Below are 17203 nucleotides of genomic sequence, written 5' to 3' on the forward strand. Positions count from 1 at the left end.
GCATGACAGAAACTGTAAAAACATTGGCAACGGAAATTCAAACCACAGTTGATCGCCTGGTACAGCAATTTGCTGAAGCAGGGATCAAAAAAGGTGAGAATGACTCTGTTAGCCAGTCAGAAAAAGAAGCTTTACTGAGCCATTTAAACCGTGAACAAGGCGGGGTAGCGGGTCAGCCAAGCAAATTGACACTACAGCGCAAAACTCGTAGTACGCTGAGTGTCCCCGTCACCGGTGGCAAAAGCAAATCGGTAAATGTCGAAGTCCGCAAAAAACGCACTTATGTGAACCGTGATGCTGAAGAAGCAAAAGCGGAAGAGCAGGCGCAGCGTGAAGCGGAAGAGCAGGCACAGCGCGAAGCTGAAGAACTGGCACAACGTCAAGCAGAAGCAAAACGATTAGCAGAAGAAACAGCTAAACGTGAAGCGGAAGAAAAGGCAAAACGTGAAGCCGAAGAGAAAGCAAAACGTGAAGCAGCAGATAAAGCTACGCGCGAAGCAGCGGAAAGAGAAAAAGTGAAACCAAGCGAAAATCAACAAAAACCAGGCAAAGCTGTAGAAAGTAATGCCGACAAACAACGCCGTGAAGCTGAAGCTGCGGAGCTAAAACGTAAAGCTGAAGAAGAAACTCAGCGCAAAGTTGAAGCAGAAGCACGTCGCGTAGCTGAAGAAGCACGCAAAATGGCAGAAGAAAACGGTGAAAAGTGGACTGCTGAAACGAAGACTGAAGAAGACAGCGATTATCACACAACAACTTCAACGCACGCTCGTGCAGCTGAAGATGAAAGTGATGAGAAAGAAGAAGGCCGTCGTTCACGTAATCGTACTGCAAAAGCACCTCGCCAGAAGAAAGGTAATAAACTTTCTGAAAAAGCAGATCGCGAAGAAGAACGTGCCGCAGGCCGTTCGGGTCGCAGCAAAGGTAAGCAACGTAAAGGTAGTTCTTTACAACAAAGCTTTACTAAACCAGCAGTTGCGGTTAACCGTGATGTTGTGATTGGTGAAACAATCACTGTTGGTGAACTTGCTAATAAAATGGCAGTAAAAGGTTCTCAAGTCATCAAAACGATGATGAAGATGGGCGCAATGGCGACTATCAACCAAGTGATTGACCAAGAAACTGCACAGTTAGTTGCAGAAGAAATGGGTCACAAAGTTATTCTGCGTCGTGAAAACGAATTAGAAGAAGCGGTAATGAATGACCGTGATACAGGTTCTGCACTTCAAGAGCCACGTGCGCCAGTTGTGACCATTATGGGTCACGTTGACCATGGTAAAACCTCTCTACTTGACTACATTCGCTCAACGAAAGTGGCATCAGGTGAAGCGGGTGGTATTACTCAGCACATTGGTGCTTACCACGTACAAACTGATAAGGGTATGATTACCTTCTTAGATACCCCAGGTCACGCCGCGTTTACTTCAATGCGTGCTCGTGGTGCTCAGGCAACGGATATCGTTGTTCTGGTTGTTGCTGCAGACGATGGTGTTATGCCACAAACAATTGAAGCTATTCAGCATGCGAAAGCAGCGGGTGTACCAATTGTTGTTGCAGTAAACAAAATTGATAAACCAGAAGCTGATCCAGACCGCGTTAGAAATGAGCTGTCTCAGTACGGTGTTATTTCTGAAGACTGGGGTGGTGATACTCAGTTCATCAGTGTTTCTGCTAAGAAAGGTACCGGTATTGACGAGTTGCTCGATGCTATCTTGCTGCAAGCTGAAGTTTTAGAACTGAAAGCGGTATATGCAGGCATGGCAAGCGGTGTCGTTGTTGAGTCGTACTTAGACAAAGGTCGTGGCCCAGTTGCAACAATCTTAGTTCAAGAAGGTACACTGAACAAAGGCGATATCGTCCTGTGTGGTTTCGAATATGGCCGTATTCGTGCAATGCGTAACGAATTAGGTAAAGAAGTTCAGTCTGCAGGCCCTTCAATGCCTGTTGAGATCTTAGGCTTATCTAACGTACCTTCAGCGGGTGATGAAGCTACCGTTGTACGTGACGAGAAAAAAGCACGTGAAGTTGCCTTGTATCGTCAAGGTAAATTCCGTGATGTTAAATTAGCTCGCCAGCAGAAATCTAAACTGGAAAACATGTTTGCTAACATGGAAGAAGGTAAAGTGTCTGAGCTGAACATCGTTCTGAAAACCGACGTACAAGGTACTTGTGAAGCAATTACCGACTCTCTAATGAAGCTGTCGACTGATGAAGTTAAAATTAAAATCATCGGTTCTGGTGTAGGTGGTATCACTGAAACTGACGCAACATTAGCTGCGGCATCGAATGCTATCATCTTAGGCTTCAACGTACGTGCAGATGCTTCTGCTCGTCGCGTGATTGAAAGTGAAAGTGTTGACTTACGCTACTACTCTGTTATCTATAGCTTAATTGATGAAATTAAACAAGCTATGAGCGGTATGTTAGCGCCTGAGTACAAACAGCAAATTATTGGACTTGCAGAAGTTCGCGATGTATTTAAATCACCGAAATTCGGCGCGGTTGCTGGTTGTATGGTCACTGAAGGCACCATCAAACGTAATAACCCAATCCGCGTATTACGTGATAACGTGGTTATTTATGAAGGTGAGCTAGAGTCACTACGTCGCTTTAAAGATGACGTCAATGAAGTTCGTAACGGTATGGAATGTGGTATCGGCGTTAAGAACTACAACGATGTTCGTGTAGGCGATATGATTGAAGTTTTCGAAATTATTGAAGTTAAACGTTCTATTGACGGTTAATTTTGTGAGTACCCACGAAATGTCGTGGTGAGAAAACAGTATGAATGAGGGGGCGCTTGCCCCCTTTATTGTCAGGAGATATAACGATGGCAAAAGAATTCAGTCGTGCACAACGCGTTGCGCAAGAGATGCAAAAAGAAATTGCGATCATCTTACAACGTGAGATCAAAGACCCACGTATTGGTATGGCTACCGTTTCAGGTGTCGAGTTATCTCGCGATCTCGCATACGGTAAAGTCTTTGTGACCTTCTTCAATATCGCTAACGATAAAAGCGAAGAAGAAATGGTTGCAGATGGCATTAAAGCATTAAATGAAGCATCAGGCTTTATACGTTCATTAATTGGAAAAGCAATGCGTTTGCGTATTATTCCTGAGTTAACATTTGAATATGACAACTCTCTTGTTGACGGTATGCGGATGTCTAATTTAGTGTCAAATGTGATCCGCGATGATGAAAAACGTCGTGCGGATGTTAGTGATAAAGAGGAAAAATAATGGGGCGTCGTCGTAGCGGCCGTAATATTGACGGCGTAGTGCTGCTGGATAAACCCACGGACATTTCTTCAAATGATGCGCTGCAAAAAGTGCGGCGCTTTTTTAATGCCAATAAAGCCGGGCACACGGGGGCACTTGACCCTCTCGCAACAGGTATGTTGCCTGTTTGTCTCGGCGAAGCGACGAAATTTTCCCAGTTTTTACTCGATTCAGATAAACGTTATCGCGTGATTGCACGTCTTGGGCAACGTACTGATACGTCAGATTCACATGGCGAAATTATTAGTGAGCGTAACGTAGAGTTTACACAGCAGCAACTAGATGATGCTTTAGAATTTTTCCGTGGTGATACATTACAAGTTCCTTCAATGTATTCAGCGTTGAAACACCAAGGTCGTCCGTTGTATGAATATGCGCGTAAAGGGATTACAGTTGAGCGTGAAGCTCGCCCAATTACAGTGTATGAATTGCAGTTTATTCGTTTAGAAAATAATGAATTAGAACTGGAGATACACTGTTCTAAAGGAACCTATATTCGTACAATTATCGATGATTTAGGTGAGATGTTAGGCTGTGGTGCGCATGTGATTTACCTGCGTCGAGTGCAAGTGGCTAATTACCCTTATGAGCGAATGGTAACATTAGAACAATTAGCTGATTTACGGGCAAAAGTAGATGCGGGTGAAGGTTCTTTTGAGTCATTGCTCGACTCTCTATTGTTGCCAATGGATACGGCAGTCGTTCATTTTCCAGCTGTAAATATTACAGAAGAAACAGCGGCTTATTTTAAGCAGGGTCAACCTGTGCGAGCAGCAGTCCAAGGCCTTGAAGAAGGTTGTATGGTTCGAGTCACTTGTGGCGCTGAGCAGCGGTTTATCGGTATTGCTCTGGTGAGTGAAGATGGCCGTATAGCACCGAAGCGTTTGGTTGTAGAAAATGAACAGTCCGTGTAGTGGCGCTTATTGCTTTGCTGCCTTAAGCAGCGTAGAATAGCGGCGCTTAATCTTGAGATGCTAAATTAGAGATTGGCTCTCATCACTTACATTAATCATTTTGGAGTTTATTATGTCTCTAAGTAATGAAGCGAAAGCTAAAATCGTTGCTGAGTTCGGCCGCGGTGAAAATGACACTGGTTCAAGCGAAGTTCAAATCGCTCTGCTGACAGCACAAATCAACCACCTGCAAAGTCACTTTGCAGAGCACAAAAAAGATCACCACAGCCGTCGTGGTCTGCTGCGTATGGTTGCTCAGCGTCGTCGCTTACAAGCTTACTTGAAAGGTAAAGATATCGCGCGTTACACTGCTCTTATCGAGCGTTTAGGTCTGCGCCGCTAATCTTACTCTAGATAATTTGAGTTGCAGCTAGGCGACAAATGAGTGAGTTACTAGGTACATACATGAGTATGTGGCTAGTACGAGTGAATGTAGTCAACAACGTTGCAACTTGAAGTATGACGAGTAGAGTCAGTTTCAGAGAAAAGGGGCCAGAGGCCCCTTTTCTTCTAAAAGTTATTTTGAAAGTTGAAGTAATACTCGAATTATACTTAACTTAAATGCTAAGCTATAAATCGTAGTGAGTTGTTTTTATTAATGCCTCTTCGCTACATCCGATTCGCGCGGCTAATGAGAGAATTGATCACTAGAACATCAGTATTCTCATTAGTCGCGAGGCTGTAGTAGGAAGAGTAAACCAATGCTCCCTGAGAATCTCAGGTAGCCTTACAAAAAGGGTAATATAGTGTTAAATCCTATTGTTCGTAAATTCCAATACGGTCAACATACTGTTTCGATTGAAACCGGTATGATCGCACGCCAAGCATCTGCTGCTGTTATGGTTAACATGGATGACACTGCAGTATTCGTGACTGCAGTTGCACAGAAAAAAGTGAAAGAAGGTCAAGATTTCTTCCCTTTAACTGTTAACTATCAAGAACGTACATATGCAGCGGGCCGCATCCCTGGAAGTTTCTTCCGTCGTGAAGGTCGTCCTGGTGAAGGCGAAACGTTAATCGCACGTCTGATCGACCGTCCTCTACGCCCTCTGTTCCCAGAAGGTTTTTATAACGAAATTCAAATCATTGCGACCGTTGTATCTGTTAACCCACAAGTTAACCCAGATATCGTTGCGATGATTGGTGCATCAGCGGTATTAGCGCTGTCAGGTGTTCCATTCAATGGCCCAATCGGTGCTGCACGTGTTGGTTTTATCAATGACCAATATGTTCTGAATCCTACAGCAGACGAACTGAAAAACAGCCGTTTGGATTTAGTGGTTGCAGGTACTGATAACGCGGTATTAATGGTTGAATCTGAAGCTGATTTGTTGAGCGAAGAGCAAATGTTAGGTGCAGTGGTATTTGGTCACGATCAACAACAAGTTGTTATTCAGAATATCAATGAATTAGTGAAAGAAGCTGGTAAAGAGAAATGGGATTGGCAGCCAGAGCCAGTTAACCAAGCTCTTCATGACCGTGTTGCACAATTAGCTGAAAGCCGTATGGGCGATGCTTACCGCATCACTGAGAAACAAGAGCGTTACGCGCAGGTTGACTTAATCAAAGAAGAAGTCACTGCAGTATTAGTTGCTGAAGACGAAAACGTTGATGTTTCTGAAGTTGCAGATATTTTAGCAAGCTTAGAAAAACAAGTTGTTCGTAGCCGTGTTATCCGTGGTGAGCCACGTATCGATGGCCGCGAAAAAGATATGGTTCGTGCACTGGACGTTCGTACGGGGGTTCTGCCACGTACTCACGGTTCTGCGTTGTTTACTCGTGGTGAAACTCAAGCACTGGTAACTGCAACTTTAGGTACAGAGCGTGATGCACAGGTTATCGACCAATTAATGGGCGAATATACTGACCGTTTCTTATTCCATTACAACTTCCCTCCATACTCTGTCGGTGAAACTGGCATGGTGGGTTCACCAAAACGTCGTGAAATCGGTCACGGCCGTTTAGCGAAACGCGGTGTGTTAGCTGTGATGCCTGACCACGCAGATTTCCCATACACTGTACGTGTTGTGTCTGAAATCACTGAATCCAATGGTTCATCATCAATGGCATCAGTTTGCGGTGCGTCATTAGCACTGATGGATGCTGGTGTGCCAATTAAAGCCGCTGTTGCAGGTATTGCAATGGGTCTGGTAAAAGAAGGCGAAGATTTCGTTGTTCTGTCTGATATCTTAGGTGACGAAGATCACTTAGGTGATATGGACTTTAAAGTGGCTGGTAGCCGTGAGGGTATCAGTGCACTGCAAATGGACATCAAAATTGAAGGGATCACGCGTGAAATCATGCAAGTTGCCTTAAACCAAGCAAAAGGTGCGCGTTTGCACATTCTTGGTACGATGGAACAAGCAATCAATGGTCCACGTGAAGAAATCTCTGAATTTGCTCCACGTATTTACACTATCCGCATCAATCCAGACAAAATCAAAGATGTCATCGGTAAAGGTGGTTCTGTGATCCGTGCGTTAACGGAAGAAACAGGCACGACTATCGAGATCGAAGATGACGGTACTGTGAAAATTGCAGCAACTGATGGTATTAAAGCGAAAGAAGCAATTCGTCGTATTGAAGATATCACAGCAGAAGTTGAAGTTGGCCGCATTTATCCAGGTAAAGTAACCCGTATTGTCGACTTTGGTGCATTTGTTGCGATTGGCGGCGGTAAAGAAGGTCTGGTTCATATTTCTCAAATCGCGGACAAACGTGTTGAGAAAGTGACTGATTACCTACAAATGGGTCAAGAAGTTCCTGTTAAGGTATTGGAAATCGACCGTCAGGGCCGTATCCGTCTTAGCATGAAAGAAGCGGTAGCAACTGAAGAAGCAAGTGCACAACCGCAGGACTCAGCAGAGTAAGCTGACTTAACAGCGCTCTATTAAGTTAGGGCGCTATCAGCCTAAATTTGCTGAAACCATCATTTGTAAAGCGTGGTAATGTAAGGGCGGAGTATGTTGAACAGTATCTGTCTTCGGGTGAGAGATTATCGCACGTTACCGCGTGTGCTCTTGACGCTTATCTTTTTTGTTATTATTGGATGTAGTAGCAAAGATTGGCGAAAGAACGAGGTATTTGCCGTTCCACTTCAACCTTCATTGCAACAAGAAGTGATACTGGCTCGTATGGAACAAATCCTTGCGAGTCGGTCTTTAACCGATGATGAATACGCACAGCTTTTATATGAGCGCGGTGTGTTGTATGATAGTCTCGGTTTAAGGGCGCTGGCACGTAATGATTTTTCAACTGCGTTAGCCATTCGTCCTGATATTCCTGAGGTTTTTAATTTTTTAGGGATATATTTTACGCAGGCAGGCAATTATGATGCTGCCTATGAAGCGTTTGATTCTGTTTTAGAGCTTGATCCAACTTACAATTTCGCGCGAATGAATCGTGGCATCGCATTATATTACGGTGAACGGTACAAACTAGCGCAGGATGATCTGCTGGCGTATTATCAGATAGATCCAAATGATCCTTTTCGTACTCTGTGGCTTTACCTCGTAGAGAAAGACATAGACCCGCGTATGGCGCAAGATAATCTTGCTGCCCGCTACAACCAAGCGGAGAAAGGGCAATGGGGCTGGAATATCGTAGAATTCTATCTTGGCAATATCAATGAAAATACATTGATGGAGCGTTTGAAAGAAACATCTACGGATAACACTTCGCTCGCTGAGCATCTCAGTGAAACTAACTTCTATTTAGGTAAGCATTACCTAAGTCTGGGGGATAAGGATAGCGCAGTTGCGTTATTCAAACTGACGGTAGCTAACAACGCTCACAGCTTTGTTGAACACCGCTATGCATTGTTGGAATTGGCGCTGTTAGGCCAAGAACAAGACGACCTTTTAGAATCGGGCCAGCAATAGCTGACGAACATTTCATGATAAATTTTTAAGTCATCATCCCTCGGGGTGACGGCCTATTTGTTCGTTTAATAAACACAATTTGAGCCAGTTCACATTTTAAATGAAAATGACCGAAATGATTTTCGCATGGTTATGTAAACTGGCTGCCATTATGTATGAGGCACCTTTACATGACTACTGAGACCGATATTTCTTTTGCTGAGTTAGGTTTATCAGCATCTATTTTGACAGCACTAAATGACCTGGGATATGAAAAACCATCACCAATCCAACAGCAATGTATTCCATTGTTAATGGATGGCAACGATGTATTAGGTATGGCACAAACAGGTAGCGGTAAAACTGCTGCATTTAGTTTGCCATTACTGCATAACATCGACCCAGATTTAAAAGCTCCGCAAATTTTAGTACTTGCTCCAACTCGTGAGTTGGCTGTTCAGGTAGCGGAAGCAATGAGTGATTTCTCTAAACATATGAACCGCGTTAACGTTGTTGCCCTGTATGGTGGTCAACGTTATGACGTACAATTACGTGCACTGCGCCAAGGACCACAAATTGTTGTGGGTACACCAGGCCGCCTTCTTGATCACTTAAAACGTGGCACGTTAGATCTTTCTAAATTAAAAGGCTTAGTCTTAGACGAAGCTGATGAAATGCTGCGTATGGGCTTCATTGAAGATGTTGAAAACATCATGAGCCAAATTCCAGCTGAGCACCAAACTGCGCTGTTCTCTGCAACAATGCCTGAGCCAATTCGTCGTATTACACGTCGTTTTATGAAAGACCCGAAAGAAATTCGTATTCAGGCTAGCATTACAACCCGTCCAGACATTGCTCAGAGTTATTGGACAGTGTACGGTATGCGTAAAAATGAAGCGTTAGTGCGTTTCTTAGAAGCAGAAGACTTTGATGCAGCAATTATTTTCGTGCGTACCAAAAATGCAACATTAGAAGTGGCTGAAGCGTTAGAACGCAATGGCTACAACAGTGCTGCACTAAATGGTGACATGAACCAAGCACTGCGTGAGCAAACTTTAGAGCGCTTAAAAGATGGTCGTTTAGATATCTTGATCGCAACTGACGTTGCAGCGCGTGGTTTGGACGTTGAGCGTATTAGTTTAGTTGTTAACTATGACATCCCAATGGATGCCGAGTCTTACGTTCACCGTATTGGCCGTACAGGCCGTGCGGGTCGTGCGGGCCGTGCGTTACTGTTTGTTGAGAACCGTGAACGCCGTCTGCTACGTAACGTTGAACGTACGATGAAACTGACTATTCCTGAAGTTGAATTACCAGATGCAGATCTGCTGAGCCAACGTCGTCAGGCGAAATTTGCTGAGAAAATTCAACAGCAATTAGAAAGCAGCGATTTAGACCAATATCGTTCACTGTTAGCAAAAATGTCTCCATCAGAAGATGTAGATATGGAAACTTTAGCCGCAGCATTACTGAAAATGGCACAAGGTGAACGTGCTCTGATCCTGCCACCAGATGCGCCACGTCGTCCACGTCGTGAATTTAATGATCGCGATGATCGCCGTGGTGATCGCCGCAACAGCAACGGCAATGGTTTTGACCGTGCAGAACGTGGTGAGCGTGGCGGACGTCGTGAGCGTCGTGATGTCGGTGATATGGAAATGTACCGTATTGAAGTTGGCCGTGATGATGGTGTGGAAGTTCGTCACATTGTTGGTGCGATTGCTAACGAAGCGGATATCAGCAGCCGTTATATCGGTAATATCAAATTGTACGGAACGCACTCGACAATTGAATTACCAAAAGGTATGCCAACTGACGTGTTAACGCATTTAAGTCGCGCACGCATTTTGAATAAGCCAACTCAAATGCAGCTGATCGGTGATGCACAACCGTTCGAACGTCGCGGTGGTGGTGAGCGTCGTGGTGGTGGTCGTCGTGATGGCGGCAGCGAAGGTGGCTTCGGTGCAGGTCGTCGTAATGACCGTGGCGGTGAGCGCGGTGGCGAACGTCGTGGCGGTGGTGAACGCCGTGGTGGTGGTAACCGTGATCGTGGTAACTCTGCTCCACGTCAAGATGGTACTAATGCAGCACCTCGTCGTCGTAGCAGCAGCCATAACGCGTAATTGCTAGGTTTTAGGGAAGTTATTCCCTAATAAAATGAAAACCCGCACTTCTTGGAAATGCGGGTTTTTTGCTAGCCATTTTTACCTAAGTATATAGTAGCGATAAAGCGTTTTGTCTAAATCTTGCGCTGTACTGATAAAAAGTAGGATAACAACGTTATTTGTTTGCATATCAAATTCATATAAACAACGATATTGGCTAGTTATATCGATTCGCTCCCGAATTAGTAGACCATTATCGGCTAACATTTGATTTGGGCGATAACGCTTTGGATCTTCTGATATTGCTCTAACGGATGATAAAAGTAGCTCATCAACAAACGCGGCTGCTTGAACACTGCTCATAAAATTGATTTTAAAGGATTCAACATCCTGTAGTGACCATAATGCAGTTTCTGCGAGGGTGACCGTATAGGGTTGTTCCATCACAATTTCCTTTCATTATTTTCTTGCTGCACGTAATTTTTCTAGCGCTTCTTCTGGTGATAAGATTCTCTTATTTTTAACATCATCTTTTGCTGCCATCACCAATTTTAGCAGCGCATTTGCTTGGCGCTCTCTTTCCCTTTCTTTTAGCTCTATTTCACGTTCTTCACTTGTTTGGATAAACAGCTCAGATTGCCCATTTTTTGTTACAAAAACGCCGCCCTTAAAGAGCTCAGGGTTACCAAGGCCTTCACGTGCTGCTTTTTGCGACATTGTATTAGACATATTTTGTTCCTATAAATAGTGAACACACAACCCAGAATAACGTATTGTGTATTTTTTGAACTTATATTTCTGATTATAGAAAAAATCAGTTAGATGTACAAATTTATTATTAATTTATACACCAAGTTTGTGCGTAGGAAGTTGAAGCGCGACTCAAACTAACCCCAATGCCTCTTTTAGTGGCTTGAGATAACGGCGGCTGACAGGTATATGTTCACCGGAACTGAGTACCAACTCGGCTTGTCCACCGTCGCCAAACAGAATTTCATTTAACTGAGTCATGTTAACCAAATATTGGCGATGGCAGCGCACTAAAGGTGTACGAGTTTCTAATGTGCGTAATGTGAGCTCAGTAAAGCCTTCTTGCCCTTGTGTGCTCATTACATACACGCCACTCATACGTGAGGTGGCATATAGCACTTCATCAAGCTTCATCAAATAGATGCGGCTATGGCCAGTACAAGGGATAAATTTGAGCGGCTCATTGTTGCTGAGCAGTTCAAGGTTCTGTTTTTGCTTACCTTGACGTAGGCGGTTTAAGGTTTTTTTTAATCGCTCTGTTTCAAGGGGCTTTAACAAGTAATCAAATGCATGCTCTTCAAAAGCTTGGATGGCAAATTCATTAAAAGCGGTAAGAAAGACGATATAGGGGCGGTCTTCTGGATCTAACATACGTACCATTTCAAGGCCAGTTAGGCGCGGCATTTGAATATCAAGAAAAACCACATCAGGCTTTTTTTTGTGAATGACCCCAATCGCTTCAATCGCATTTGCGCATTCACCGATAATTTCAATATCATCGTGTTCTTCAAGTAGGCAACGCACATTTTCCCGTGCAAGAGGTTCGTCATCAACAATCAATACATTCATAGAGGTAATTTAATCATTGTTATGTTGTAGCCAAATAAGGCAGGCGAATTTTCATTCGAGTGAATTTTTCTGGCTCATGTTCTACGCTGATACCATATTGTTCACCATATTTTAAACGTAAGCGTTTATCGACTAGCCCCATTCCTAAGCCATCGGACTTTTTAGTGGGCTTGTATAGCCCCGCGTTATCTTCTATTTCGATGTAGACATGTTCACTGCCGATATAACTACGTATTGTAATATATCCTGTTTCTAATAACTGTGAGGTGCCGTGTTTAATTGCATTTTCAACCAGTGGCTGCAGGGTAAATGCTGGAAGTTCAACCTGTTTGACTTCATCTGGGATCTCAATATGAATTTGTAAGCTTTCTTGAAAGCGGGCTTTTTCTATCTGCAAATAGGCGTTGATATGTTCAATTTCTTCACCAAGCGTGGCATTTTGTTCAGGCCGTTTTAAATTATTGCGAAAAAATGTCGAAATATACTGCACAAGCTGGCCTGCTTGCTGGCTATCTTTGCGGATCACGGCTTGCAGCGTATTGAGTACATTAAACAAAAAGTGTGGATTCACTTGCGCATGAAGTAGCTTAACTTCGGATTGTAACAGTGATTGCTTATTGCGTTCATATTGGCCCGCGAGAATTTGCGCGGAAAATAAGCTGGCGATGCCTTCACCAAGGGTACGATTTATGGAGCTAAATAGGCTATTTTTCGCTTCATACAGTTTAATTGTACCAATGACTTTTTCGTTTTCCCCGCGTAATGGGATCACTAATGCAGAACCGAGCTTGCAGGTAGGGCTTAATGAACATTTATACGGGGTTTCATTGCCATCGGCATATACAACTTCATTATTCTCAATAGCTTGCCTTGACTGACTCGACGAAATCGGTGTTCCCGGGCGATGGTGATCAGCGCCAATACCAATAAATGCGAGTATTTTTTCACGATCAGTGATGGCGACGGCGCCAATTTCTAGTTCTTGATAAATAATCTTGGCAACTTTCATACTGTTATCAGCATTAAAGCCTTTACGCAGAATTCCTTCAGTGGTTAAGGCGATTTTTAGCGCCTGAGCAGAGAATGCAGTTGTGTATTTTTCAACAATGGCGCGGCGGTCGAGTAAAATACGAATAAACATGGCTGCGCCAATCGTATTTGCGATGACCATAGGTGCAGCGATATTTTTAACAAGTTCGAGGGCTTCATCGAAAGGTTTTGCCAACAATAAAATAATTAGCATTTGTATGATTTCAGCAATAAAAGTGACACAGCTGGCAATCATAGGATTAAAAATTTTATTAATTTCGCCGCGTTTCATAAAGTAACGATGAACTAACCCGCCAATCAACCCTTCAACAATCGTTGAAACCATACAGGCAAATGCGCTCATGCCACCCAATGAATAACGATGTAACCCACCAGTAAAACCAACGGCAAAGCCGACAGCGGGACCGCCTAATAGACCCCCAAGCACGGCACCAATGGCGCGAGTATTGGCTATAGAATCATTGATATGCAAACCAAAATAAGTACCGATAATGCAAAATACTGAGAAAATCAGGTAGCACATCACCTTGTGAGGTAAGCGAATAGTGACTTTAAGTAATGGGGTAACCAGCGGGGTACGACTGAGGACCCATGCGATCACTAAGTAGACGCACATTTGCTGGAGGAGGAGTAATATTAAGTCAAATTCGTACATGCTCGTCATATTTCACATTCTGGGGGTGTTGACTACGTTCAGCTCCTTGGGTCACATACTTGTGTATGCTCCCCAAGCTATCTTCTCTTGTCGCCTACCCACAATGTGAACTATTTAGAGCATGATACGTTGTGGGATTTTTATTTTGTGGCGGAATTATTTATTCTTGCTATCTATTATTAGTCTTTATTCGGCTTGAAATTATATCGTAAGTCACTGGTTAAGTAATCGACATTTGAGAAAAGTACACTCATCAATATTTGACATAAGGCTGAAATCGCTTCAATATTAGTCAATGACCTACCTTTTCGTGATCTTGCGCACGAATTTATTAACGCTGTATTTAACTTTCTTGTCATACTCTAGGGATGGTAGTTTCCCCCGTTATTATTTAAGGTTCACATAAATAATGAAAAAAAGAACAATAGCACTGATTTTGCTGATGCTTATCTTAATAGCAGCAGCGGCACTTTTTCATTCCCATAACCAATATTTATTGTTACAGGGGGAAGTAGATGCACCTGAAGTTATCGTAACCTCGAAAGCAAAAGGGCGGGTGATTGAGCGCCATATTGAGCGTGGTGATGATGTAAAACAAGGGCAACTTCTCTTAACATTAGAAAGCCCTGAGCTACAGGCGCAGTATGCAGCATCAAAAGCGGCAAGAGACCAAGCAAAGGCGCAGCTAGAACTCTCTATTAATGGTACTCGCGAAGAAACTATTCGTGATCTTCAAGCCACCTTGGCACAAGCCAACTCTCAATATCAAAATGCCTCTCGTGAATATGCTCGTTTAAGTAATTTAAAAAACAAAGGGTATGTTTCAGCGAATGAGTTAGATAACGCACGTAAGGCCAAAGAAGTGGCATTTTCGCAAGTTCAAGGGGCAAAAGCACGGTTGGAAGAAGGCTTACATGGTGACCGTATTGAATTACGTCAGCAATATGAGGCGGCGCTTGACCAAGCAGAACAAAAATTAGCTGAATTGCAAGTTCAGGTGGATGATTTGCAAGTTAAAGCCCCGGTTGATGGGGAAGTAGGGCCTATCCCCGCTGAAATTGGCGAACTATTTAATGCAGGAAGCCCTTTGGTTTCATTAATACGCCTACCGCAAGCTTATTTTGTCTATAACTTGCGTGAAGATATTTTAGTTGATGTGAAAAAAGGCGATAAAGTACAGCTGGATATCCCAGCGTTGGGTAATAAGGTGGTTGAAGCTGAAATTCGTTATATTGCACCAAAAGGTGACTATGCTACTAAGCGAGCAACACGTGCAACGGGTGACTTCGATTTAAAAACATTTGAAATTCGCTTATATCCTGTAGAGCCGATCGAAGGGTTAAGGCCTGGCATGAGTGTGTTATGGCACTGGGATAAGTAAAAGGTGTTGCCATGAAATTTAAGTTCGCTTGGCACGGTTTTGAGCACGCCTTTAGCCGTGAAACCCAAATGGCTATTCGTAGCCCTGTTTTTCATTGGTTAAGTTGGCTGTTTCCATTAATGCTGTTTACGTTAGTTAGCGCTAACTTTTCAGAGGGGACATTAATGGATTTACCCGTTTCTGTGGTGGATGACAACCATAGCCCCGTGTCTCGGCAAATTATTCGTGACCTTAACGCAGGCCCGCACGCTGATGTAAAAACGATTGATGATAATTTGAGTACGTCATTAAAAAGACTCGGTAGTTCAAAAGATTACGCGTTATTGTATATTCCTCATAACTTTGAAGAAGATGTTTTACGGGGGCGTCAGCCTGAACTGCGGATGTATTATAATGCGCTCTTTTATGCATCAGGCAGTTATGCGATTCAAGATTTTAGTGGGCTAGTGGCAGAGCTGAATGCGAAGTATCGCCAAGAAATGGCTAAGTCTATGGGAAAGGCATTGCCGCCATTAGCTCAAGTCACACTTTCTTATGACAGTTTGTTCAACCCGAGCGGTAGTTATATTTATTATCAACAATTTGCTGCAACTATTCATATGCTACAGCTATTTGTTGTTACCGCAACAATCTACACCATGTCACGAGGTTCTACCTTACAAAGTGTTAAACCGTTTGTCATGGCGTTACTTGGGAAGTTAGCTCCTTACACCTTATTTTTCAGTATATTGCTCGCCGTAGAGATTGCGGCGCTAGTCACTATTTTTGATGCTAAAGTGGTAGGGAACCCGTTATATATGATTGTATTAGGGTTTTTCTATGTGATAGCAGCGCAAAGTATCGGTTTATTGCTGTTTAGTTTTACCTCAAGTGCCATCATGGCGTATAGCTTGATAGGGATGCTAGTGAGTATCGCCTTAGCCTTTTCGGGTATGGCTGTGCCTGAGCTATCAATGATATTGCCTGCACAGATTATTTCTAATATTGAACCACTTACACATACATTGAATGCTATGTTTGATATTTTCTTGCGGGAGATTTCTTTTACTCGCATCGTTCAAGTGTGTCTATTTTTATTGATTTACCCATTCGTGATTGGCTTTTTAATCCGTAAGCGACTAGTAAAACGGTTAGAAAACCAAGGAGGGGTTGTCTAATGGCTATCTATTTTGCAACCTTTCGTAAAGTGCTGCTGGGGATGTTGGAAAAACCGATGTGGCTGTTATTATTGGTTTCTCTATGCGTTATGAGCTTAGTTTATGCCAAGCCTGTTCTTTGGGACTTACCTGTTGCAGTTATTGATATGGACCACAGCACAGCAAGCCGTGAGTTAATCCGTGATCTTGATGTGACGCCGAAGGTGCAATTGCAGAGTTATGATAACCTTGCTCAAGCTCGTCAGGATATGATTGCGAGAAAGTTATTTGCGATAATTATCATTCCAACAGATTTTCAACAACACTTATTGAGTGGTAAAAATATCACTGTGCCAGTGTATGGTGATGGCACCAACCGGCTAGCAAGTGGGCAAATTCAGCAAGAGTTATCAAAAGCCTACCAAACACTGCTCAATGCCTATAACACCCAGTTACTCACTAAAGCAGGCTATAGCCAAGAACAAGCGAAAGTGATTATTACCCCTATTCGCAGTGAAACTGAGCCACTGTATAACCCAGGGATCAGCTTCGCAGCAATCGTTTTTCCTGGCTTGTTAGTGATGTTATTACAGCACTCCCTGTTGATTGCCTGTGTGCGAGTCAGTATCGCGGTTCGTTCTACGCCGAAAGGAAAACCGCCATTAGCCGTTTATTTAGGGGCGCTATCTGCTTTAATTCCGATTTGGTTATTTTTATCTACCGTATTTTTTGCCCTTTGGCCGTGGGTATTGGGTTACCGGCAAGAAGCGCCATTGTATGTGATTTGGATGTTCACGTTCCCATTCCTCTTGGCTGTTCTGGGGCTTGGCAAGTTAGTGACGGAATGTTTGCGCAGTGTCGAAATGATTTATTTAACTTTGGCATTTATTACGACCCCTGTGTTTTATATGTCAGGTACGATTTGGCCACTGCAAGCGATGCCTGATTGGGTTCGTATGATTGCATCAGCACTACCATCAACATGGGCCACAAACGCTATGGCAGGTCTTAACCAAATGGGACTACCGTTTAGCGATGTCCTGATGGATATCGTGATGATGCTGATTTTAGGGGTTATTTATACGGTCATTGGGGTATTTATTGGTATGCTCCGAGATGGCGAACTGCGTCATATTAGCCATATGTTTAACCGCTGGCGCAGGCATCGGCATTAATATTTAATCGTG

Annotated in this window: 14 protein-coding genes; 10 read left to right on the forward strand and 4 right to left on the reverse strand. The window is 43.4% G+C overall.

Annotation, left to right across the window (positions count from 1 at the left end; translation table 11 throughout):
* Nucleotides 1–2 precede the first annotated feature (2 nt).
* The 7 genes from infB to SJ312_RS18265 all read left to right on the forward strand — a co-directional run bounded on the left by infB (nucleotide 3) and on the right by SJ312_RS18265 (nucleotide 10213).
* Nucleotides 3–2741, forward strand: coding sequence for a translation initiation factor IF-2 (infB, locus tag SJ312_RS18235; RefSeq protein ID WP_094961650.1), 2739 nt, complete (start codon nucleotides 3–5; stop codon nucleotides 2739–2741).
* Between the two features lie 86 nt (nucleotides 2742–2827).
* Nucleotides 2828–3238, forward strand: coding sequence for a 30S ribosome-binding factor RbfA (gene rbfA, locus SJ312_RS18240; RefSeq protein WP_004905894.1), 411 nt, complete (start codon nucleotides 2828–2830; stop codon nucleotides 3236–3238).
* Entirely contained in the window at nucleotides 3238–4191 is a 954-nt protein-coding gene (truB, locus tag SJ312_RS18245; RefSeq protein ID WP_144139682.1) for a tRNA pseudouridine(55) synthase TruB, read from the forward strand. The genes rbfA and truB overlap by 1 nt, the downstream gene beginning before the upstream one ends.
* 112 nt (nucleotides 4192–4303) lie before the next feature.
* On the forward strand, nucleotides 4304–4573 hold the full coding sequence (gene rpsO / locus SJ312_RS18250) for a 30S ribosomal protein S15 (RefSeq protein ID WP_004905890.1): 270 nt from the start codon (nucleotides 4304–4306) through the stop codon (nucleotides 4571–4573).
* Nucleotides 4574–4976: 403 nt separating this feature from the next.
* Nucleotides 4977–7100: a polyribonucleotide nucleotidyltransferase gene (pnp, locus tag SJ312_RS18255; protein WP_094961648.1), complete on the forward strand. Its 2124-nt coding sequence runs from the start codon at nucleotides 4977–4979 to the stop codon at nucleotides 7098–7100.
* Between the two features lie 93 nt (nucleotides 7101–7193).
* A complete protein-coding gene (gene nlpI / locus SJ312_RS18260; RefSeq protein WP_243154726.1) occupies nucleotides 7194–8111 on the forward strand; it encodes a lipoprotein NlpI in 918 nt (305 codons plus the stop codon).
* A gap of 170 nt (nucleotides 8112–8281) precedes the next feature.
* The gene (locus tag SJ312_RS18265) at nucleotides 8282–10213 is read left to right on the forward strand and encodes a DEAD/DEAH family ATP-dependent RNA helicase (RefSeq protein ID WP_110591058.1); all 1932 of its coding nucleotides are present in this window, start codon (nucleotides 8282–8284) and stop codon (nucleotides 10211–10213) included.
* 81 nt (nucleotides 10214–10294) lie between these two features.
* Here the strand turns inward: SJ312_RS18265 and SJ312_RS18270 are convergent, their stop codons facing one another.
* The 4 genes from SJ312_RS18270 to SJ312_RS18285 form a co-directional block, all read right to left on the reverse strand.
* Nucleotides 10295–10639, reverse strand: a complete 345-nt coding sequence (locus tag SJ312_RS18270; RefSeq protein ID WP_319868166.1) for a type II toxin-antitoxin system RelE/ParE family toxin — start codon at nucleotides 10637–10639, stop codon at nucleotides 10295–10297.
* A 15-nt stretch (nucleotides 10640–10654) separates the two neighbouring features.
* A complete protein-coding gene (locus SJ312_RS18275; protein ID WP_110591059.1) occupies nucleotides 10655–10924 on the reverse strand; it encodes a hypothetical protein in 270 nt (89 codons plus the stop codon).
* Nucleotides 10925–11077: 153 nt separating this feature from the next.
* The gene (gene btsR, locus SJ312_RS18280) at nucleotides 11078–11794 is read right to left on the reverse strand and encodes a two-component system response regulator BtsR (protein ID WP_004905884.1); all 717 of its coding nucleotides are present in this window, start codon (nucleotides 11792–11794) and stop codon (nucleotides 11078–11080) included.
* 19 nt (nucleotides 11795–11813) lie between these two features.
* A complete protein-coding gene (locus SJ312_RS18285) occupies nucleotides 11814–13499 on the reverse strand; it encodes a sensor histidine kinase (RefSeq protein ID WP_094961673.1) in 1686 nt (561 codons plus the stop codon).
* Nucleotides 13500–13908: 409 nt separating this feature from the next.
* Here SJ312_RS18285 and SJ312_RS18290 point away from each other — a divergent pair, with 409 nt between their 5' ends.
* The 3 genes from SJ312_RS18290 to SJ312_RS18300 are packed head-to-tail and all read left to right on the forward strand — an operon-like array spanning nucleotide 13909 to nucleotide 17191.
* Nucleotides 13909–14880 (forward strand): HlyD family secretion protein, encoded by a 972-nt coding sequence (locus SJ312_RS18290; RefSeq protein ID WP_004905881.1) that lies wholly within the window; start codon nucleotides 13909–13911, stop codon nucleotides 14878–14880.
* An 11-nt stretch (nucleotides 14881–14891) separates the two neighbouring features.
* On the forward strand, nucleotides 14892–16037 hold the full coding sequence (locus tag SJ312_RS18295) for an ABC transporter permease (RefSeq protein ID WP_004905879.1): 1146 nt from the start codon (nucleotides 14892–14894) through the stop codon (nucleotides 16035–16037).
* A complete protein-coding gene (locus SJ312_RS18300) occupies nucleotides 16037–17191 on the forward strand; it encodes an ABC transporter permease (protein ID WP_140171821.1) in 1155 nt (384 codons plus the stop codon). The genes SJ312_RS18295 and SJ312_RS18300 overlap by 1 nt, the downstream gene beginning before the upstream one ends.
* The last annotated feature ends 12 nt before the right edge of the window (nucleotides 17192–17203 follow it).

The organism is Providencia sp. CIM-Carb-044 (assembly GCF_033901115.1).
Taxonomy (GTDB): domain Bacteria; phylum Pseudomonadota; class Gammaproteobacteria; order Enterobacterales; family Enterobacteriaceae; genus Providencia; species Providencia hangzhouensis.

Excerpts from the sequence above, each read along its gene's own strand:
- SJ312_RS18300 (WP_140171821.1), top strand. The coding sequence starts at position 16,037 with ATGGCTATCTATTTTGCAACCTTTCGTAAAGTGCTGCTGGGGATGTTG.
- truB (WP_144139682.1), top strand. The coding sequence starts at position 3,238 with ATGGGGCGTCGTCGTAGCGGCCGTAATATTGACGGCGTAGTGCTGCTG.
- infB (WP_094961650.1), top strand. The coding sequence starts at position 3 with ATGACAGAAACTGTAAAAACATTGGCAACGGAAATTCAAACCACAGTT.
- SJ312_RS18270 (WP_319868166.1), bottom strand. The coding sequence starts at position 10,639 with ATGGAACAACCCTATACGGTCACCCTCGCAGAAACTGCATTATGGTCA.
- nlpI (WP_243154726.1), top strand. The coding sequence starts at position 7,194 with ATGTTGAACAGTATCTGTCTTCGGGTGAGAGATTATCGCACGTTACCG.
- SJ312_RS18275 (WP_110591059.1), bottom strand. The coding sequence starts at position 10,924 with ATGTCTAATACAATGTCGCAAAAAGCAGCACGTGAAGGCCTTGGTAAC.
- SJ312_RS18295 (WP_004905879.1), top strand. The coding sequence starts at position 14,892 with ATGAAATTTAAGTTCGCTTGGCACGGTTTTGAGCACGCCTTTAGCCGT.
- rbfA (WP_004905894.1), top strand. The coding sequence starts at position 2,828 with ATGGCAAAAGAATTCAGTCGTGCACAACGCGTTGCGCAAGAGATGCAA.
- SJ312_RS18290 (WP_004905881.1), top strand. The coding sequence starts at position 13,909 with ATGAAAAAAAGAACAATAGCACTGATTTTGCTGATGCTTATCTTAATA.
- SJ312_RS18285 (WP_094961673.1), bottom strand. The coding sequence starts at position 13,499 with ATGTACGAATTTGACTTAATATTACTCCTCCTCCAGCAAATGTGCGTC.
- SJ312_RS18265 (WP_110591058.1), top strand. The coding sequence starts at position 8,282 with ATGACTACTGAGACCGATATTTCTTTTGCTGAGTTAGGTTTATCAGCA.
- rpsO (WP_004905890.1), top strand. The coding sequence starts at position 4,304 with ATGTCTCTAAGTAATGAAGCGAAAGCTAAAATCGTTGCTGAGTTCGGC.
- btsR (WP_004905884.1), bottom strand. The coding sequence starts at position 11,794 with ATGAATGTATTGATTGTTGATGACGAACCTCTTGCACGGGAAAATGTG.